This is a genomic window from Streptomyces sp. NPDC048751, assembly GCF_043198595.1.
GTDB lineage: Bacteria > Actinomycetota > Actinomycetes > Streptomycetales > Streptomycetaceae > Streptomyces.
In genome coordinates this window covers 91717-109204 of sequence record NZ_JBICUX010000016.1, presented here as the reverse complement: position 1 = coordinate 109204, position 17488 = coordinate 91717, and the positions used below count along the sequence as shown (strand labels likewise).

The window sequence follows — 17488 nt, the reverse complement described above, 5'->3', positions numbered from 1 at the left end:
GCACGGCACCAGACCACGCGACCTCATCGGGCGCTCATAGTGCAAGGACCCCTGAGCCGCGAGCGACGTCCCCGGGATCCGTTCGTGTACTGCACATGGCACCCCGAGCGTCCCCCAAAGCGCGAAAACCCGGCCTTTCGGCATCTCGGAGGGCGGCTCGGGCAAGGCCTCGCCATGTCTCGTCCACCTCGAAGGAAGGACACCGTATGCTCGGCAGACCTGCCGCCGGTGGGCGCCGTGCCGCCCTGACCGTCCTGAGCGCCCTCGCCCTCACCGCAGTCCACCCCGCCGCCGCGGCCGAGCCGCCGCCCGCCCGCGGTCCCCTGCCCTCCGCCGCCCAGACCCTCGGGGCCGACCGGCCGTCCCAGCAGGTGCTGCGCGCCCTGGAGCGGGACCTGCGGTTGACGCCGGAGCAGGCGGCCGCACGCCTGGTCAACGAGGCGGAGGCGGGAACCCGCGCCGGCCGGCTCCACAACGCGCTGGGCAAGCGCTTCGCGGGGGCCTGGGTGACCGGCGCGACCGCCGTCGACCTCACCGTCGCGACCACCGACGCCGCCGACGCCGCCACCATCCGGGCCCAGGGCGCCAAGGCCAAGGTCGTCAAGACGGCGCTGGGCGACCTGCGGTCCCTCAAGCAGAAGCTGGACGCAGCGGCCACCCGCACCCACGCCCAGGACACACCGGTGTGGTACGTCGACGTCCGCAGGAACCGGGTCGTGGTCCAGACGACGGACCGGTCGGCGGCGACGGCCCTCATCAAGGCGGCCGGAGTCGAGGGCCGGGGTGTGGCCGTACGGGTCTCGGCGGACCGCCCGCGCCTGATGGCGGACATCGTCGGCGGCGACCCCTACTACATCAACGGCACCGCCCGCTGTTCCGTGGGCTTCTCCGTCACCAAGGACCTGCAGCAGGGCTTCGCCAGTGCGGGCCACTGCGGCAGGGCCGGCGCCAGGACCACGGGCTACGACATGGCCGACCAGGGCACCTTCCAGGCGTCCGTCTTCCCCGGCAAGGACATGTCCTGGGTGGCCGTCAACAGCGACTGGACGGCCACACCCGACGTCAGGGGCGAAGGCATGCAGAGGGTGCAGGTCGCCGGCTCGGTGCAGGCGCTCGTCGGGGCATCGGTGTGCCGCTCCGGCTCGACCACCGGATGGCACTGCGGAACGATCGAGCAGCACGACACCAGCGTCAGGTACGCCGAGGGCACCGTCGACGGCCTGACCCGCACCACGGTGTGCGCGGAACCCGGGGACTCCGGCGGCCCCTACCTCGCGGGCGCGCAGGCGCAGGGCGTCACGTCGGGCGGTTCGGGCGACTGCACGAGCGGCGGCACCACGTTCTACCAGCCGATCAACCCGCTGCTCGGCGAGTTCGCCCTCACCCTCAAGACGGCTTCGGGCCGGCTGGGCACTCCCACACCCGGACCGAACGACCCGAAGGACTCGTGGACCGCGGGCCGCGTCTACGGGGTCGGTGACACCGTGGTCCGCGCCGGCGTCCGCTACCAGTGCCTGCAGTCCCACCAGGCGCAGGACGTCTGGTCGCCCGAGGGCACCCCGGCGCTCTGGCAGCGCGTGTGACGGACGTGCTCAGGGCATGCTCCCCGGCCTACTCCTCCAGGCCCTCCGCGAGGAGCGAGTAGGCCGTGGCCACGAACGGGTCACCGGCCCGGAACCGGCGGGTGCACAGCGCCGCCAGAGCCGTGCCGGTGTCCGGCCGGAAACCGATGAACGCCTGCTGACCCATGGTCGCCCCGCCGTGGAAGTACATGGGCCCACCACCGGTGGGGTGGCGGAACCAGGCGACCGTGTGCACATGCCGGTGCCCCAGGCCCCGCCGCAGCACGGGGGTGCGCACCGACAGCAGCGCGTCGGCGAGGGGCCCGTGTGGCGGGTCGAGGTGCGCTTCGAGGAAGGTGAGCAGGTCGCGAGGCGTGGCGCGCAAGGCGCCCGCCGCCGGGAAGCCACCGGCGTCGAAGGCGGGAACGGCCGTGCGGCCGTCCTTGCCGTGTCCCACGGCGTCCACGCCGTGGCCGAGGGGACGGGGGCCGGTCTCGCTCAGGGCGAGGGGGCGCAGGACCTGCGCGGCCACCAGTTCGTCCCAGTCCGTTGCGGTGACCGCTGCGACGGCGTGCCCGAGGACCGCGACGCCGAAGTTGGAGTAGTGCCAGCGCGTACCGGGCCGGTGCCGCGGACGGTGGCGCAGGAAGGCGTCGATCACGTACGGGGCGGGGTAGCGGGCGTAGGGATTGGTACGCCAGGCGGGCAGTGCCCGGACGAAGAAGTCGCGCGGCAGCGAGGGCAGCCCGGCGGTGTGGGTGACGAGATGCGCCAACGTCACCGGGGCCGGTCCGGCGGCCCGGCCCGGTGCGAGGCAGGCGACGGCCGGCTCGCCCCCCGACAGCCGACCGTGCTGGATCAGCCGGGTCAGCAGCAGCCCGGTGAACGTCTTCGAGGCGGATCCGAGCTCGTAGCGCAGTTCGGGTCGGGGCACCGGTGGCGGCGGCGCGGTGCCGCCGGAGCGGATGGTGCGGCCACCGCGCCGGGAGACGGCGAAGACGACGTCGGGCGCGTCGCAGGCGTCGACGGCCCGCTCCAGCCGCGGTCCCAGGGCCGCGTCCTCCGGGGCCGCATCCGTCGCCGGCCCGTCGGACGCGCGCGCGTCGTCCACGAGGGTGCCCGGCCAGGGCATCAGGCGGCCCGTCATGACGGCGCGGCGTGCGCCAGCTCGGTCAGGGCGCGGGACGAGGCCAGTACGGAGGCGAACGCGGCGACCAGCGTCGGGTGGTAGACGACGTCGAACACCTCGCCGGGATCGCCCTCGGGCATCGTGTGCACCGCGGGCATCGCGCCGTCGGCCTGCTGTGCGCCCGCGAATTCCGACCAGGCCCGCCCGTCGAGCGTGGGCCGGGGCAGACAGGCGTCCACGACGAGCAGTTCGCCGAGCAGGTCCCAGCGCTGGAGATCCAGCCAGTCGTCGATCCAGACCGGCAGCCACAGGGCGAGGTAGTCGGCGATGCGGGGCGGCAGGCCTTCCGGGTTCTCTCCCCAGTCGGTGAGATGGAAGACGGTGTGCGTGATGGCGTAGCCGATGTGCCCCTCCACCGTCCAGGGCTCGGGGGTGCGCGCCAGCCAGGTCCCGGCGAGCGCGTCGGGCTCGGACGGGTTCGGGGTCAGGCCGAAGCGGCGCTGGAACGCGGAGAGGCCGAGCCGCCGGTTGGGTGTCACCTCCAGGGCCGACCAACTGTCGATCCGGTGGTTCAGGAGCACGGCCCGCTCCAGATCCGGTTGGCTGTACCCCAGCTCCCGGAACGGCAGGTACACCTCGAACGGAATGGGGGAGAGCGGCTCGGTGCGCTGCCCGCGCACCAGCATGCGGCCGCCGTCCAGCGTCTCCCGCCACACGTGGTCGACCAGTTGCCGCGCCAGCTGGGCCTGCCGGGCCCCCGCCACCCCCTCGCGGAACAACACCTTGCAGATCAGGGCCAGCTCGCCGATCGGTTTGAAGCGCTCGAGGAATCCCACTTCGGGATCGACGTCCGGCTCCAGACGGAATCCGTCGCGATGGGACCACAGCCACTCCAGGGCGTGGACACCGACGGTGTGGATGAGTCGGGTGTCGGTCATCCGAGCGCTCCTTGTCCGTCGTACGGCATCCGGGTGTCCGGTGCGCCGTACCGCATCCGTGAGTCCCGTGTACGCGGCCGTCCCGCGCCCCGTGCGCCCTTCCCGTCGACGCGGCCGAGTGTCAGCGCCGCCGCGAACGCGGCCATCAACGTGGAGTGATAGCAGTGGGTGAAGTCCGCCCGGACGTCGTCGCCCGCGGCCCCTCTCTCCTCCGGGAGCGCCCCCGTGGCGTGCTGGGCCGCCGCGACACGTCCCCAGGCGTCCCGCAGCGCGGCCGGTTCGGGCGGGCCGGGCAGGCTCGCCGCCACGGCCAGCAGTTCACAGCTCAGGTCCCACATCCCGGCGTCGAGACAGGTGTCGAGCCAGGGCGGCAACCAGTCCGTGAGATAGGCCGCCATGTCCGCCGGTACGCCGTCCGTGGCGCGGCCCCAGTCGGTGAGGTGGAACACCACGTGTGTGAGCGCGTAGCCGGAGGGCCGCTCGAAGGTCCACGGCTCCGGCAGCCCGCCCAGCCAGGTACGTCTCAGCGCGGGGGAGTTCCCGTCCTGCGCGCGGATGCCGCTGCTCTGCTCGGCGTGGAGCACGCCGAGGCGCCGGGTCGGCTGCTGTTCGGTGAGCCGCCAGCCACGGGTGCGGGCCACGGTGGCGGTGGCCGCCTCGTAGCCGGTGTGCCGCAGCCCCACGGCGGCGAAGGCGGCGTACACCTCCAGCGGATACGTGGCGAAGGGCTCGCACCGCTGCAAACGGACGAACCACTCGCCCTGACGGGTCTGCCGCCAGGCGAAAGTCAGCAGGTCGGAGGCGCACGCGTGCAGCGGGTCGGTCCGACCGGTGTGGCGCACGACGCTCGCACACACCCGGGTGAGTTCTCCCAGGGGCTTCCAACTGCCGTTCACATGGCCGTCCGCAGCCAGCGCGTCGTCGCCGAGGGCGAAGTCGTCGCGGTGGGCGGCGACCCAGGAGAGGGCCGTTTCCTCCACCTGCCGGACCTCTCGGACGTACGCCGCCGTCACACGAGCGCTCCTGCCCGCATCAGGCGTGCCGCCTCCACCTGGAGTGCGACGCGGGGGTCGTCGCCGCCCATCAGCTGTACGAAGTCGAGGCCCGTCTCCAGCCCCAGGGTGTCGGGCACACCGGGCAGCAGGGTGAGCCAGCGTCCGGCTCCGGCCGCCTGCTGCCAGTCCCTGCGGCGTACCGCCCGGACGAAGCCGCGGGCCACGTCGAGCGGCCGGCTCCTGGCCACGCGGACGACGGGGGAGTCCTCCTCGGGCAGGGCGAGCGCGGCCAGCACCGCGAGCTGGTGCGTCAGGAACCGCCAGTCCGCCTCGAACAGCCAGGAGGCGTCAGGCTCCTCGGCGGGTCGGCCGGGAAAGGGCGCGTCGAGGCGCCGCAGCGTCCGGTGCATGGCCCAGTGGCTCCACACGATGGCGGGTGCGGCGTCGGCCCGGGGCGGGTAGGCCTCCACGGCCCTGGTGAACAGGGTGAGGTCCGTGTCGTCGGGCGGGGTGGTGGACAGGACGTTCGGCAGGAGCAGGTCGGCTCCCAGCACCCGTACGGCCGCGACGAGGAGGCTTTGCGCACCGCCGTCCACCGCCGTGAGGGCCGCCGCTCGGGCGTGGTCCCCGCCACGAAGGGCGGAGACCACGCCGGAAGCGAGGTCCTGCACCGTGCCCAGCAAGAGGGGCGAAGTGCCTGACTGCTCCATTTGTGTGTGCCTCAGCCCTTCTTCGGGCGCGGGGTCGGCGGGGAGAGCAGCGCGGCGCCGCCGCCTGCGACGATCGCCAGTGCGGCACATTCCCTGCTGTCGCGGAAGGCACCCTCGGGTTCGGCGGGGTCGAGCGCCGCCTCGATGTCGACGTGGGTGAGCTCTTCGGCCACGTGCTCGGTGGAAGACATACCACCAACTCCTTCTGGGGTGTAGGTCAGTAATCCTCCTTCCTGCAGTTCATCGAATCTGAAGAAAATGCGCAACTCCACCAAAATGGACATAAGTTACATCTTCAATAGGCCTCGCCTGTACTGGGCGAGACGTCCACCACAGTCGATACAGGGTTGCGGCCGCTCGGGGTACCCGGGTTCTGAAACAGTCGCTCACAAGACAGACAGTTGCCGTTTGACAACTATGGTCACGAGGCAACAAAGTAACCGTGACGGACGTGCACGGGGAAGGAGCAGGTATGTTCCGGTGGACGGACGCCACTCCGTGCTCGGGCCGCCGACGCCGACAGGCGTCCGCGAACCCCGCGCCGCGACGACCGGCTCAGGCCGTCCTGCTGCCGGAATCGTGGTCCTCGTCGTGTATCCGCGCCGCCGCCACGTCGACAAACGCCTCCAGCCCCTGCAGCAGCGCGGTCCGCTTGGCGGCGGGCATCTGCTCCAGTACCGACCGCACCGCCGACTCCCTGCGCACCCGCAGGTCGGCGAGGAAGGAACGGCCCCGGCCGCTCAGGTGCAGGCGCACCTCGCGTCGGTCGCTCGGCCCCACCACCCGCTCCACGAACCCGGCCGCCTGCAACCGGTCGCACAGCCGACTGGTCGAGGGAGGCGTGGAGGCCAGGGAGTCGGCGAGGGTGCGCAGGTTGATGCCCTCGTGGTGCTCCAGGATCAGCAGTACGCGCAGCTGGGACGCGGACGCGGGCGCGGTCGAGGCCCGGCCCCACAGGACTTCCAGCAGCTCCGCGGCGGTGGAGGTCACACGCGCGACCTCGTCTGGCTCCGGGCGGGGGCGGAAGGTAGTCACTGTCACATTCTCGCAGGCACTGGGACGCTCGCCAGCGTACTAGGCGCGCGAGCCGACGGAGACGGCGAGAAGGCCGGTCTTGTGAGCGAGCCCGTAGGTGTCCGGCGAAGGATTGGTGTTTCTCCCATCGTGAAGAGATTCGTTGCCGCTGAGCGTGCCCTGCGTACAGCGGCCCCCCATGAGTTGCTCGGCGCCGTCCGTCGTGTACTGGTCGAGCAGTACACGGCGGACTCCGTCGAGTTGTACCTGGCCGACTACGGTCTGACGGTGCTGCAACCGGTGTCGGTGCCACCGCACGCGCTGGAGTCGGTGTCCGTGCACAGCAGCCCGGCCGGCCGGGCCTTCGGCGCGCAGGAGCCGTTCGTGGAGACCCTGCGGGACGGCAGGGTGCGCGCACACCTGCCCGTCAGTGTGCGCGGCGACCGGCTGGGCGTGCTGTCGGTGACGCTGCCCGGCGAGCGCGAACTGCGCGAGCACCTGGACGAACTGGCACAGATCGCGCAGGTGCTCGGCCACGAGGTGCTCGTGGCCGAGCGCGACACCGACGTGTATCTGCAGGCGCGGCGCAAGGAGCGGCTCACGCTGGCCGCCGAGATGCAGTGGCAACTGCTGCCGGGCCGCTCCAGCGCCCGCGCCGAGTACGAACTCGGCGCGCAACTGGAGCCCGCGTACGCGATCTTCGGCGACAACTTCGACTGGTCGGCCACGGCCGACCGGCTCACGCTCTACGTCACCAACGGCATGGGCGAGGGCATAGAGGCCTCCCTGCTGACGAACCTGGCCATCAACGCGCTGCGCAACGCCCGCCGGGCCGGCATCCCCCTCGCCGACCAGGCCGCCCTGGCCGACCAGGCGATCTACGCCCACTACCGCGGCCGGTGCTACCTCTCCGTCCTCATGCTCGACTTCGAGCTCGCGACGGGACGGGCCCGGGTCGTGGACGCCGGGTCCCCGCAACTTCTGCGGCTGCGGCACGGCACGGTGGAACGCGTCACCTTCGAGGCCCAACTCCCGTTGGGCATGTTCGAGGAGACCGACTATGTGGCACAGGAGTTCCAGGCCGAGCCGGGCGACCGACTCGTGTTCGTCAGCGACGGGGTCTACTCGGCAGCCTCACCCGGCGGCGAGGCCTACGGCGACAACGCCCTGACCCGGGCGATCACGTCCACCCGGCTGCTGCCCGCCGCCGAGGTTCCACGGGCCATCCTGCGGGAACTCACCGGTCACCGGGGCAGATCCACGCCGGACGACGACGCCCTGGTGGTGTGTCTCGACTGGCACGGACGATGACCTGACCGTGATCGCGCGAGCCCGCCCGGGAGCGATCGCAAAACTCTGCTCAGGGCCGACGAGCACGTGTTGTTCGCCCAGGAGCCCGGGCATTAATGTTTGTCATACGGCAACAATTACCTGAGGTCTGCCATGTGGCGGACCTCGGGAGCCGGTAGTACGAAGCAAGTGCGGAGGGAGACGGAACAGGTGCCGGAACAGGACACGGCCCACGAGCCGACGGAACAGCAGGTGGCCGCCTTCCTCGAGCGGCGCCGGGAGCAGATCGCCCAGCGCTGGGCGGACGCGGCCTTGTTCCGCACGGTCTTCACCGTCTCCCGCGACGAGGCGGTGGAGGCCTGCAAGGCCGTGGTGGACGCCCTGATCGACGTGGCCGCCACGGGGCGCCTCGAGGACATCACGGCGCCCGGATTCGACAGGGCGCGCGATCAGTTGGGGCGGATGGCCGCCTCCCGCATCCGTATCGGATCCAGCCCCTCCCAGATCGCCGAGGAGGTCGCCGGTCTGCGCGTGTCGGTCACGGAGCAGCTGCGTGGCGAGTTCGCCGACCCGTCCGAGGAGCGGGCCCAGGAGTGCGTGCTCGCCCTGACCCTGCTGATGGGCACCCTGCGCCTGGTGGTGATGGAGACGACTCTCAGCGCCGGCCAGGAGCTCATCGAGCGGCAGGAGCAGCAGCTCCTCGAAGTCGCCACCCCCGTCATCAAGTTGTGGGAGGGCACCGTCGCCGTACCGCTGATCGGCACGCTGGACAGCGCGCGCAGCCAGGTGGTGATGGAGAGCCTGCTGGACGCGATCGTCGCCGAGCGGGCCCGGTACGCCATCCTCGACATCACCGGCGTGCCCACGGTCGACTCGCTCGTGGCCCAGCACCTGATGAAGACGGTGGCCGCGGCCCGGCTCATGGGCGCCGAGTGCATCGTCTCCGGCATCCGTCCCGCGATCGCGCAGACCATCGTCCAACTCGGCATCGACCTGGGAACCGTGCTGACCCGGGCCTCGCTGTCCGACGCCCTGGCGTACGCGCTCGGTCGGCAGGGCATCGAGGTGTCGCCCCGCCCGACGACGGGTGCGGACCTGCGGTGAGCACTCCCTTCGGTCGAAGCGCCCCCGTCCCGGTCCTCAAGCTGGGAGACGTCCTGCTGGTCACCCTGCAGGGCGAGTTGCACGACGGGATGGCCGAGCAGCTGCAACAGGACATCACCGAGCGCATCTCGCAGAGCGGCGTCACCGGTCTGGTGATCGACATCTCCGGTGTGGAGATCGTCGACTCCTTCCTGGGCCGCGTCCTCGCGGAGATCGCCTCCGTCGCCCGCCTGCTCGCGGCGCGGACGGTGCTGGCCGGCATGCGGCCGGCCGTGGCGATCACCCTGGTCGAGCTGGGGCTCACCCTGCCCGGACTCGTCACCGCCCTGGACGTCGACCGCGCCCTGGAACTCCTCAAGGAGACGACGCCGGCCACCCCACCCGCCTTTGAGGGGGGTCCCTGATGACGGCCTCCCGCCCCACCGCCACGACCAGCCTGCCGATCGGCTCGGACGCCGATCTGGCGTGGGTGCGGCAGGAGGTACGCCAGGCCGCGGCCGACCTCGGTTTCAGCCTCGTGCAGCAGACCAAACTGGTCACCGCGGCCAGCGAACTGGCCCGCAACACCCTCGTCCACGGCGGCGGCGGGCAGGTGGACATCACCCCGCTGGCCAACGGGCCACGACGCGGACTGCGGCTGACCTTCACCGACCACGGCCCCGGCATCCGCGACCTGGACCTGGCGATGACCGAGGGCTACACCTCCGGCGGCGGCCTCGGCCTGGGGCTCAGCGGAGCCAGGCGGCTCGTCCAGGAGTTCGCCGTCGAAACCGAGCCCGGACGCGGCACCACCGTGACCGTCGTTTCCTGGGCCGGCGGGGTGCCCGCCTCCCGATCGGAGCCGCGATGAGCCGAGTATGGGACATCCCGGTCAACGACTCCACGCGGGTGCGCGACGTGCGCGTGGCCGTCGGGGAGGCCTGTGCCCAGGCCCGCCTCGACCCGCGCCGCGCGGACGTCGCCGCCCTGGTGGGCACCGAGTTGGCGACCAACCTCGTCAAACACGCCGACGGCGGCCGTGTCGTGGTCGAGCTCGTCGAGACTCCGACCCCCGCCGCCGACCCCCGCAGGTCATCGGTGCAGGTCCTCTCGCTCGACCACGGCCCGGGCATCGCCGACGTCACCGCGGCCCTGAGCGACGGCTACAGCACCGTCGACGCCTCCCTCGGCGCGGGCCTGGGCACCTGCCGGCGCATATCGAACGACTTCGACCTGCACAGCGTCCGAGGCCGGGGGACCGTCGCGGTGGCCCGCATCGACCACGAGCCCGCCCCCCGCCCCTCGGCCCGGCGGCAACCCCCCGAAGGCCCCCGGGCGGGCGGGGTCAACCTGCCCCTCGCCCGGGACGAGTACTCCGGCGACGCCTGGGGCTGGGTACGCACCGACGGCCTTGTCACCCTCATGCTCGCCGACGGCCTCGGCCACGGCGCCAAGGCCGCCCTGGCCTCCGACACCGCCGTGGAGGAACTGCGCCGCGCGGCGCACCTGCCGCCCACCGACATCCTGCGCCGCCTGCACACCGCGCTGCGGCCCACCCGGGGCGCGGCCGTCGCCGTGGCACAGTTGGACGTACCGGCCCAGCAGCTCCGTTTCGCCGGCGTCGGCAACATCGGCGCGCGCCTGCACGCGGCGGGCAGCTGGCGCTCGCTCGTCTCCCGCCCCGGGATCGTCGGCGCGCACTTCCCGGCCACCGTCCCCGTGACACAACTGCCGTGGCAGACGGACAGCCTGCTCGTGCTGCACAGCGACGGGCTGCCCAGCCGCTGGACACCCCCCCACGAACCCGACCTCCTCACCCACACTCCCGCCGTGGTGGCCGCGGCCATCCTGAGGGACGCCAGCAGCGCCGCCCGCCCCCTGCGTGACGACAGCAGCGTGGCCGTACTCGCCCCCGACCGCCGGATCCGTGCCCATGACCGTCGCCCCTGACACTTGGAAGATCAGTTCGGCCGCCGACGCGGCCCTCGCCCGGACGACCGTCGCCCTGCTCACGGCCGACGCCGACGTACCGGTGCTCGAACGCGCGCGCTTCCTGACCGCTCTCACCGCGGGCATGCGGCGCTGCCTCGGCCAGGGCGGCGCCTGGGAGCTGACCCTCGCCCTCGAACAGCCCGCCGCGGACACCGACGGACAGCTGAACGTCACCCTGCGGCCCCTCGGCCACTCCCAGCGGCGCCCACCGGCCGATGAGTTCACGCTCACCTGCCCCCGGCCCCTGCCACCGCCCACGGCCGGACCGGACCACACGGAGCTGGCCGACGGCGTCCTGGCCGCCGACGAGGACACCGCGGCCGTACTGGACCGACTGGACGAGACGGAGGAACTGCTCCGTGTCCACCGCGACGAACTCCACCAGACCAACCAGGGCGTACTCGCCCTGCACGCCGAACTCGACGCCGCGGCGCTGGCCGAGCGTGAACTGCTCGACGCCGAACGGGCCGCCCGCGCCCAGGCGGAGAACGCACGCAGCCTGCTGACCTTCCTCGCCGACGCCAGCGCCGCCGTGACCGCCTCGCTCGACGGCGAGACCATCCTGCGGCGGCTGCCCGAACTCCTCGTCCCCGAGTACGCCGACCACGTCGACGTCTGGCTCTTCGACGACGAGCCCACCCCCGGGGGCGGCGGCCGCCCCGCCGCCACGGTGACCGCCGCCCGCACCGGGCGCCCGCAGCACGCCGCCGCCCACCCCGGCGACCTGCCCGGCGTCGAAGACCTGCCGGCCTCCGTCCTCTCCCCGGAGCGGCCGCTGCTGTGCATCCCGCTCACCGCGCACCGGATGCTGGGCGTCCTCACCCTGACCGCGCCCGGCCCCCGCTTCGACCCCGACGCCTCCGTCATGCTGATCGAGCTGGCCCGCCGCACCGCCATCGCCCTCGACAACGCCCGCCGCTACGAACAGCACCGGGACACCGCCGAAGCCCTCCAGCGCGCCCAGCTCACCGACCTGCCCACCGCCCCCGGCCTGCTCCTGGCCGCCCGCTACCTGCCCGCCACCCGCGGCCTCAACATCGGCGGCGACTGGTACGACGCCTTCGCACAGCCCGACGGAAGCCTGCTCGCCGTCATAGGGGACGTCACGGGGCACGGACTGCGCGCGGCCGTCATGATGGGACAACTGCGCACCGCGCTACGGGCGTACGCCGTCGAGGGCGACAGCCCCGGCCGGATCCTCACCCGCCTGCACCACATGCTCTGCCACCAGCAGCCCGAGCTGTACGCGACCGCCGTCATCGTCCGCTTCCGGCCCGGTGACCCGGAGGTCGTCTGGGCCGCCGCCGGGCATCCGCCCCTGGTGGTGAGAGCCCCCGACGGCACGGTCCGGGTCGTGGACGCCAAACCGGGCATCATGCTGGGCGTCCCCGTCCCCTACGAGTACGACGACCACGCCCTCTTCCTCCCGTCCGGCTCGACCGTGGCCCTCTACACCGACGGCCTCGTCGAGCGGCGGGCCGACGGCATCGACCCCGGGATCGACCGACTCGCCCAGACCCTCGCCTCGCTCGGCACCGAGGAGTTGCAGCAGGACCTGGACGCGTCCGCCGAGTCCCTGCTCAAGCCCATGCTTCACGGCTCCGAACGGGACGACGACGTCTGCCTGCTGCTGTGCCACACCACCCCGGTGCTCACACCGGCCGACGTCCTTCACTCCTCGTCGACAGAACCCGCGGCGGGTAGCGTGCCACCGTCCTGAGCCGCGAGGTACGCCCGCATACCGCGCCGCAGCGCCGCCCGCTCGGCGGACCCCATCCGGGCCAACGCCATGGCCAGCGCCTGCGACCGTCGCTCGGCGATGTCGTCGAGCACGTTGCGGCCGTGCGGGGTGAGTGCCAGCCGCACCTCGCGACGCCGCTCCGGATGCAGCGCCCGCTCCAGCAGGCCCGCCGCCTCCAGCCGGTCGCACAGCCGGCTGGCGGTGGGCAGCCCGGTTTCCAGCCGCTCCGCCAGGCCCGTCAGATTCAGCCCCGGCGACGACTCCAGAGCCCGCAGGGCACGCAACTGGTGCTGGGACAACCGCAGGGGGCCCTGCTGGGCGGCGAGGGTCCACAGGTTCGTCAGTCTCTCCACGGCATCCGCGATCTCCAGGGCGAGGGCCTCCGGGCCGTCGCCCGAATCCCGCACCTGGTCATCGCGGGGACCGCCGAGATGAGTCACGAACGCATCACTTTCAGCAAGCTCCAGGGGTTAAGGATGTCACCTTCATTCAATCGCTGTACCCGATGAGCCGACCAGCAAGCGACTCGTGATGTGTGCGTAATTCGAGGATCCGCGGGGAGGTGTGCGACGGTGCCGCCCTCCCCACAGGGTGTCAGCGGCGCACGAGTTCGACCCGGTACTTACGCGTCTGCGACCCGTCCTCGCTGGTCACGGACACAACGGCCAGGTTCTTGCGGCCCTCCGTCGTCCTGTCGACCGTGACCGCCGCGTACGGGTCGCGGGCCGTGGCCGTGACCGGTCTGCGGCGCGGGTCGTCGACGGCGACCCGGTACGTGGTCGTCTCGGGGTCGAAGGAGGCGACAGGGGTCCCGGCGACCTCGATCGACGCGGCGGCCGCGTCCGAGGAGGTGCCCGGTGTCCTGGCGTACACCTCGATCTCGCCCAGGGTGATGTAGCCGCCCGGCCGCGCGGTCATGACCACCCGCACCCCCTTCGCGGGCCCGTCCGCCGTCACCGGCACGTCCACGACGGGTGCCCCCTCCGTCCCGACCTCGACGGTGTCGCTCGCGTCCGCCCAGGTGCCGTCGTCGGCCGCCCGCACCTGCACCTTCAGGCTCGCGGGGAACGAGGCCGCGCTCCCGTCGCGATAGAAGTGCGCCACGACCCGGTTCAGGTCCCGTGCCGCCGGCAGGGTGAAGGTGATGGTGTCGGAGGGGTTCTTGGTGTTCCCCGGCTTCCAGTTGGACCACGCCTTCTCGGACAGGTCGCCGTTGCGCAGGCGGTCCGCGGAGTACCCGGTCTCGGTGAACGTGGCGTCGACCGAGACGCCTTCGCCGGGTGCGATGTTGGTCTCCGCGGGCTCGGTGACCTGGACCCGCACGGCCGCGTCGACGGTGGTGCCGTCCACGACGTGTGCGACGCCGCGCAGCGTTACGACCCCCGTGGCGTCGAACGCCCCGTCAGGCGCCGACGCCCAGGTGACCGGCAGGTCGGCCCTGCCGCCGTGCGTGCCGATCCCGACGACCGTGGCCGGAAGCTCCGGCGTCCCGCCCACGTACGTCTTGGCCCGGCCGGGAACGGTCGAGGCGATCGTGTCGACGGTGACGACCGCTTCCGCCGGGATCCTCCGCCCCAGGGAGTCCGTCGCCCGCCCCTGGACGCGAACGGTCCCGGGACGGCGCCACTCGCGGTCCGACGGCAGGGTCCATGCGACGGGCAGGGAACCACGAGCGCCGTCCCGGAACACCGGCGTCACCGTCTCCGGCAGCTTCGGCGCCAGGCCGGGAACCGTGAACGCCTCGGCCTTCTCGGTGCGCAGCACCGTTTCGTCGCGCACGGACCATTGCTGGTTCCCCGCCGAGGTCGGGGTGTACGTCGACACCTTGGCACCGTCCGCCGACGACTGACCGGTGACGTCGACGAGGCGGCCGGTGGCGGCGTTGACGAACGTCCAGGTGCCGTCGCCGGTCGTCGACATGACCCACTGCGCCGCTTCGTCGGCCGTGCCGCTGCCCGGGTCTTCCAGGACGGCCTGGTTGTCGCGCACGGCCAGCCGTTTGCCGGTGGCGGCGCTGGTGAGGGCGTAGCGCTCGCGGTTGTCGGTGCCCCGGGTCAGCTTCCTGACGGACCACAGCTGGCGCGCGCTGCCCGCGTCGGTCGTACGGATGACGACACCGCTGCCGTCCTCCGACGGGGAGAGGGACTTCCCGCTCTGCGCGCCCTGGAGCCGGTAGACGTGCCCGGGCTGGACGAGGGCGGCGTCCGCGGCCACCCCGCTGACGCCGTCGACGAGGAAGGTCGTGACCGACTTCGCGGGAACCGTGAGGGTGGCCCTCCGGTCCGTCACCCGGACGGGAGTGCCCCGTACCAGGGCGCCGTCGGCGCTCGTCACCACGGGCGTGACGGAGGCGTTCCGCGTGACCCTGCCGAAGCGGGACAGGTCGAGGGTCACGGAACGCGCGGACGTACCGCTGTTGACGTGCACCACGGTCGCCGCGCGGCCGGACTTGCGCACCGCGGCGACGCTGGAGGGGTCGTCGACCTTGGTGAAGTGGTCGCCGGGGCGGATGTAGTGGGTGAAGTTCCTGATGGTGTGGAACTTGGTGTTGGCGCGGATCGGGCAGGTCTCCAGGGTGTCCTGGGCCGTGCAGTTGAACGGGATGTGGATGCTGCCCCAGTTCTTGCCGGCCGCCGCCTGGGGGATCGAGTCCTCCACGGGCTGCCAGAACACCCAGGCGGAGGGCTCCAGTTCACGCATGTCGTCGACCATGCGGGTGGCGATCCCGAGCCCCGGTTCCATGCCGGTGAAGTCGGTGCCCGTGCCCCAGGTGCCCTCGACCTCGCTCATCCACAGCTTCTTGTCCGCGCCCTTGGCGATGTCGCGTGCGCTGGTGCGCATGCCCGTGCCGTAGGTGTGCACGTTGAGCTGCTCGACGGCGGCTCGGGTGGGATCGCCGTAGGCGTTCCAGTTCTGGGTGAAGATGCCGGGGTTGGTCTCGTCCATCGCGGAGATCCCGGCGTCGGTCCTCGCTCCGGCGAGGGCTTTGTCGAGGGCGAGGACCACCTTCTGCTGGAGTTCGGGACCGGCGTGCGCGCCTTCCTGGCGACCACCCGTGGGCCGGCCGTCCGCGCCGATCTGAGTGCCCCAGTAAGGGGTGTTGGGCTCGTTGAGCGGGTCGATCGTGTCGAACTTGATGCCGTGCGCCTTCTCCAGCTGGTCGGTGACACGCACCAGGTAGGTGGCGAAGTCGTCGACGCGGTCCGCGCGGATCTGGTCCGTGGAAGCGTCGAAGCCGCCGGAGACGTAGCCGCTGACGGTCTGGAACCAGGGCGGCGAGTTGCTGAACGCCTCCCAGCGGGTGACCTTCTTCTTGATCTGGTCCACCCACCAGCGCTGGCCCGCGTCGGCGTTCCAGTCCCAGTGGTCGGGGTTGTTCGGGTCCCACCAGTCCATGTCCTGCCGGGTGGTCCCGGCCGGGGCCTTCCAGAAGCCCTCCATGGTGGCGCCAGCCTTCATGTAGTCCTTGCGGACGTCGGGCGCGTTGCCACCGCCGATGTTGTAGCGCGCGATGTTGAGGGCGAGCCCGTCCTCGCCGAACAGCATGTCCATGAGCCGTCTTCGGATGGGTTCCGGATAGCGGCCCGTGGCGTTGGCGAACCAGACGAGGCTCGTGCCCCATCCCTCGAACTCCTGCTGCTGGTACGACGGATCGATGCGCACGGTGACCGCGTTCGGCGGCGGGTCCGCAGCCGTGGCGGCCGCGGCGGGTGGGACGACGAGACCCGCGCCCAGCATCAGGGGAACGGTCGGTACCAACGCACGGACGAAGCGATGTCGGTGGGACAAGGCACTTCCTTCCACGACCTGAGGCGAACAGAATCGACCAGAAGCAATCGAGCTCAGAGCATGCTTGACGACGAAAATGGACACGTCAAGACAGTGCGCAGGCTTCGAACCGGCTCCGGCGGCTTCCGCGAAGTCCTTCCTCAGGCGGCGCGAAGTCCGTTTTCAAGCCGCGTAGTTGAAGAACCCCCGGCCGGACTTGCGGCCCAGCACCCCCGACTCGACCATGCGGCGCAGCAGGGGCGGCGGGGCGTACAGCGGCTCCTTGTACTCCTCGTACAACGCGTCCCCGATCGCCGCCACGGTGTCGAGACCGATGAGGTCGGCCAGCCGCAGCGGGCCCATCGGGTGGGCGCAGCCGGCCGTCATCCCCGTGTCGATGTCCTCGGCCGTCGCCGTGCCGGAGGCGACCATCCGCACGGCCGCCAGGAGGTAGGGCACCAGCAGGGAGTTCACCACGAAGCCCGCGCGGTCCTCGGCGACGATCGTACGCTTCCCCAGGGCCTCACTCGCGAAGGCCCGCACCCGCTGTTCCGTCGCCTCGGAGGTGTGCAGCGAGGGGATCACCTCGACCAGCGGCATGACGGGCACGGGGTTGAAGAAGTGCAGGCCGAGCACCGACTGGGGGCGCCGGGTCGCGGCGGCGAGGCGGGCGATGGGGATCGAGGAGGTGTTGCTGGCCAGCACGGCGTCCGGTTGGTCCACCACCTCGTCCAACCGCCTGAACAGCTCCGTCTTGGCCTGCTCGTCCTCCACGGCGGCCTCGACGACCAGGTCCGCTCCGGCCAGTCGGGACAGATCGGCGGCGACCGAGATGCCGGCGAGGGCGTGCGCGCGCTCCTCGGAGGTGAGCGTGCCCTTCTTCTCCGCCCTGAGCAGCGAGTCCGCGACCCCGGCCAGACCGGCGCGGGCCCTGTCCTCGGTCGTGTCGCACAACGTCACGGACAGTCCCGCACGGGCGCAGACCTCGGCGATGCCCCGGCCCATCTGCCCGGCGCCGACGATCCCCACGTGCTTGACGGCGGTCATGGGTGGCTCCCTTCCACGGCGGTCCCGAGCGGCCGCCACGACGGTGAGCGTAGTTCCGCCGCATTCCCTCTGACCTGGGCGAAGGTGCGTCTTTCGCGCACAAAGATGCGTGGGTACGTGGTTGACGCGCGCCCCGGACATGCCGCCCGGGCTTCGTCCCGGACCTTCGTGCTAACGATGGCGCTGGATGAGGATGCCGCCTCCCGGGTCCGGCGGGGG

General features: G+C 72.0%; 16 protein-coding genes. 7 read left to right on the top strand and 9 right to left on the bottom strand.

The window, feature by feature from the left end; translation table 11 throughout:
* The first annotated feature begins 206 nt into the window (after nucleotides 1-206).
* Nucleotides 207-1583 carry an alpha-lytic protease prodomain-containing protein gene (locus ACGFNV_RS38315; protein ID WP_393629167.1) on the top strand — a complete coding sequence of 459 codons (1377 nt, stop codon included), beginning with the start codon at nucleotides 207-209 and terminating at the stop codon, nucleotides 1581-1583.
* A 28-nt stretch (nucleotides 1584-1611) separates the two neighbouring features.
* On the opposite strand, the gene ACGFNV_RS38310 is transcribed toward ACGFNV_RS38315, so the two are convergent.
* The 6 genes from ACGFNV_RS38310 to ACGFNV_RS38285 form a co-directional block, all read right to left on the bottom strand.
* On the bottom strand, nucleotides 1612-2709 hold the full coding sequence (locus ACGFNV_RS38310) for a serine hydrolase domain-containing protein (RefSeq protein WP_393629166.1): 1098 nt from the start codon (nucleotides 2707-2709) through the stop codon (nucleotides 1612-1614).
* Complete coding sequence (locus tag ACGFNV_RS38305; protein ID WP_393629164.1) at nucleotides 2706-3629, bottom strand: DUF6895 family protein; 924 nt, start codon at nucleotides 3627-3629, stop codon at nucleotides 2706-2708. The genes ACGFNV_RS38310 and ACGFNV_RS38305 overlap by 4 nt, the downstream gene beginning before the upstream one ends.
* Complete coding sequence (locus ACGFNV_RS38300; RefSeq protein WP_393629163.1) at nucleotides 3626-4642, bottom strand: DUF6895 family protein; 1017 nt, start codon at nucleotides 4640-4642, stop codon at nucleotides 3626-3628. Before ACGFNV_RS38300 ends, ACGFNV_RS38305 begins: the two co-directional genes overlap by 4 nt.
* Nucleotides 4639-5334 carry a hypothetical protein gene (locus ACGFNV_RS38295; protein WP_393629161.1) on the bottom strand — a complete coding sequence of 232 codons (696 nt, stop codon included), beginning with the start codon at nucleotides 5332-5334 and terminating at the stop codon, nucleotides 4639-4641. Before ACGFNV_RS38295 ends, ACGFNV_RS38300 begins: the two co-directional genes overlap by 4 nt.
* Before the next feature lie 11 nt (nucleotides 5335-5345).
* The gene (locus ACGFNV_RS38290; RefSeq protein WP_393629159.1) at nucleotides 5346-5525 is read right to left on the bottom strand and encodes a hypothetical protein; all 180 of its coding nucleotides are present in this window, start codon (nucleotides 5523-5525) and stop codon (nucleotides 5346-5348) included.
* A 364-nt stretch (nucleotides 5526-5889) separates the two neighbouring features.
* Entirely contained in the window at nucleotides 5890-6324 is a 435-nt protein-coding gene (locus ACGFNV_RS38285; RefSeq protein WP_393629158.1) for a MarR family winged helix-turn-helix transcriptional regulator, read from the bottom strand.
* Nucleotides 6325-6498: 174 nt separating this feature from the next.
* Between ACGFNV_RS38285 and ACGFNV_RS38280 the strand changes: the two genes are divergently transcribed.
* The 6 genes from ACGFNV_RS38280 to ACGFNV_RS38255 all read left to right on the top strand — a co-directional run bounded on the left by ACGFNV_RS38280 (nucleotide 6499) and on the right by ACGFNV_RS38255 (nucleotide 12433).
* The gene (locus tag ACGFNV_RS38280; protein WP_393629156.1) at nucleotides 6499-7659 is read left to right on the top strand and encodes a PP2C family protein-serine/threonine phosphatase; all 1161 of its coding nucleotides are present in this window, start codon (nucleotides 6499-6501) and stop codon (nucleotides 7657-7659) included.
* Between the two features lie 132 nt (nucleotides 7660-7791).
* Nucleotides 7792-8742, top strand: a complete 951-nt coding sequence (locus ACGFNV_RS38275; RefSeq protein ID WP_393629154.1) for an STAS domain-containing protein — start codon at nucleotides 7792-7794, stop codon at nucleotides 8740-8742.
* Nucleotides 8739-9146 (top strand): STAS domain-containing protein, encoded by a 408-nt coding sequence (locus tag ACGFNV_RS38270; RefSeq protein WP_393629152.1) that lies wholly within the window; start codon nucleotides 8739-8741, stop codon nucleotides 9144-9146. The genes ACGFNV_RS38275 and ACGFNV_RS38270 overlap by 4 nt, the downstream gene beginning before the upstream one ends.
* Entirely contained in the window at nucleotides 9146-9592 is a 447-nt protein-coding gene (locus tag ACGFNV_RS38265; RefSeq protein ID WP_393629150.1) for an anti-sigma regulatory factor, read from the top strand. The genes ACGFNV_RS38270 and ACGFNV_RS38265 overlap by 1 nt, the downstream gene beginning before the upstream one ends.
* A complete protein-coding gene (locus tag ACGFNV_RS38260) occupies nucleotides 9589-10671 on the top strand; it encodes a SpoIIE family protein phosphatase (RefSeq protein ID WP_393629148.1) in 1083 nt (360 codons plus the stop codon). Before ACGFNV_RS38265 ends, ACGFNV_RS38260 begins: the two co-directional genes overlap by 4 nt.
* Nucleotides 10655-12433, top strand: a complete 1779-nt coding sequence (locus ACGFNV_RS38255; protein WP_393629146.1) for a PP2C family protein-serine/threonine phosphatase — start codon at nucleotides 10655-10657, stop codon at nucleotides 12431-12433. The genes ACGFNV_RS38260 and ACGFNV_RS38255 overlap by 17 nt, the downstream gene beginning before the upstream one ends.
* Here ACGFNV_RS38255 and ACGFNV_RS38250 read toward each other — a convergent pair.
* From ACGFNV_RS38250 to ACGFNV_RS38240, 3 genes are all read right to left on the bottom strand, one after another.
* A complete protein-coding gene (locus tag ACGFNV_RS38250) occupies nucleotides 12385-12894 on the bottom strand; it encodes a MarR family winged helix-turn-helix transcriptional regulator (RefSeq protein WP_393629144.1) in 510 nt (169 codons plus the stop codon). The two genes, ACGFNV_RS38255 and ACGFNV_RS38250, sit on opposite strands and share 49 nt — an antisense overlap.
* A 154-nt stretch (nucleotides 12895-13048) precedes the next feature.
* Nucleotides 13049-16243: a glycoside hydrolase gene (locus tag ACGFNV_RS38245; RefSeq protein ID WP_393629142.1), complete on the bottom strand. Its 3195-nt coding sequence runs from the start codon at nucleotides 16241-16243 to the stop codon at nucleotides 13049-13051.
* A gap of 162 nt (nucleotides 16244-16405) precedes the next feature.
* Entirely contained in the window at nucleotides 16406-17269 is an 864-nt protein-coding gene (locus tag ACGFNV_RS38240) for a 3-hydroxybutyryl-CoA dehydrogenase (protein WP_393629141.1), read from the bottom strand.
* Nucleotides 17270-17488: the final 219 nt, after the last annotated feature.

What these genes read in the sequence shown, in the direction of transcription:
- ACGFNV_RS38295 (WP_393629161.1), bottom strand. Translation starts at nt 5,334, where the DNA reads ATGGAGCAGTCAGGCACTTCGCCCCTCTTGCTGGGCACGGTGCAGGAC.
- ACGFNV_RS38310 (WP_393629166.1), bottom strand. Translation starts at nt 2,709, where the DNA reads ATGACGGGCCGCCTGATGCCCTGGCCGGGCACCCTCGTGGACGACGCG.
- ACGFNV_RS38240 (WP_393629141.1), bottom strand. Translation starts at nt 17,269, where the DNA reads ATGACCGCCGTCAAGCACGTGGGGATCGTCGGCGCCGGGCAGATGGGC.
- ACGFNV_RS38265 (WP_393629150.1), top strand. Translation starts at nt 9,146, where the DNA reads ATGACGGCCTCCCGCCCCACCGCCACGACCAGCCTGCCGATCGGCTCG.
- ACGFNV_RS38275 (WP_393629154.1), top strand. Translation starts at nt 7,792, where the DNA reads ATGTGGCGGACCTCGGGAGCCGGTAGTACGAAGCAAGTGCGGAGGGAG.
- ACGFNV_RS38315 (WP_393629167.1), top strand. Translation starts at nt 207, where the DNA reads ATGCTCGGCAGACCTGCCGCCGGTGGGCGCCGTGCCGCCCTGACCGTC.
- ACGFNV_RS38260 (WP_393629148.1), top strand. Translation starts at nt 9,589, where the DNA reads ATGAGCCGAGTATGGGACATCCCGGTCAACGACTCCACGCGGGTGCGC.
- ACGFNV_RS38255 (WP_393629146.1), top strand. Translation starts at nt 10,655, where the DNA reads ATGACCGTCGCCCCTGACACTTGGAAGATCAGTTCGGCCGCCGACGCG.
- ACGFNV_RS38290 (WP_393629159.1), bottom strand. Translation starts at nt 5,525, where the DNA reads ATGTCTTCCACCGAGCACGTGGCCGAAGAGCTCACCCACGTCGACATC.
- ACGFNV_RS38305 (WP_393629164.1), bottom strand. Translation starts at nt 3,629, where the DNA reads ATGACCGACACCCGACTCATCCACACCGTCGGTGTCCACGCCCTGGAG.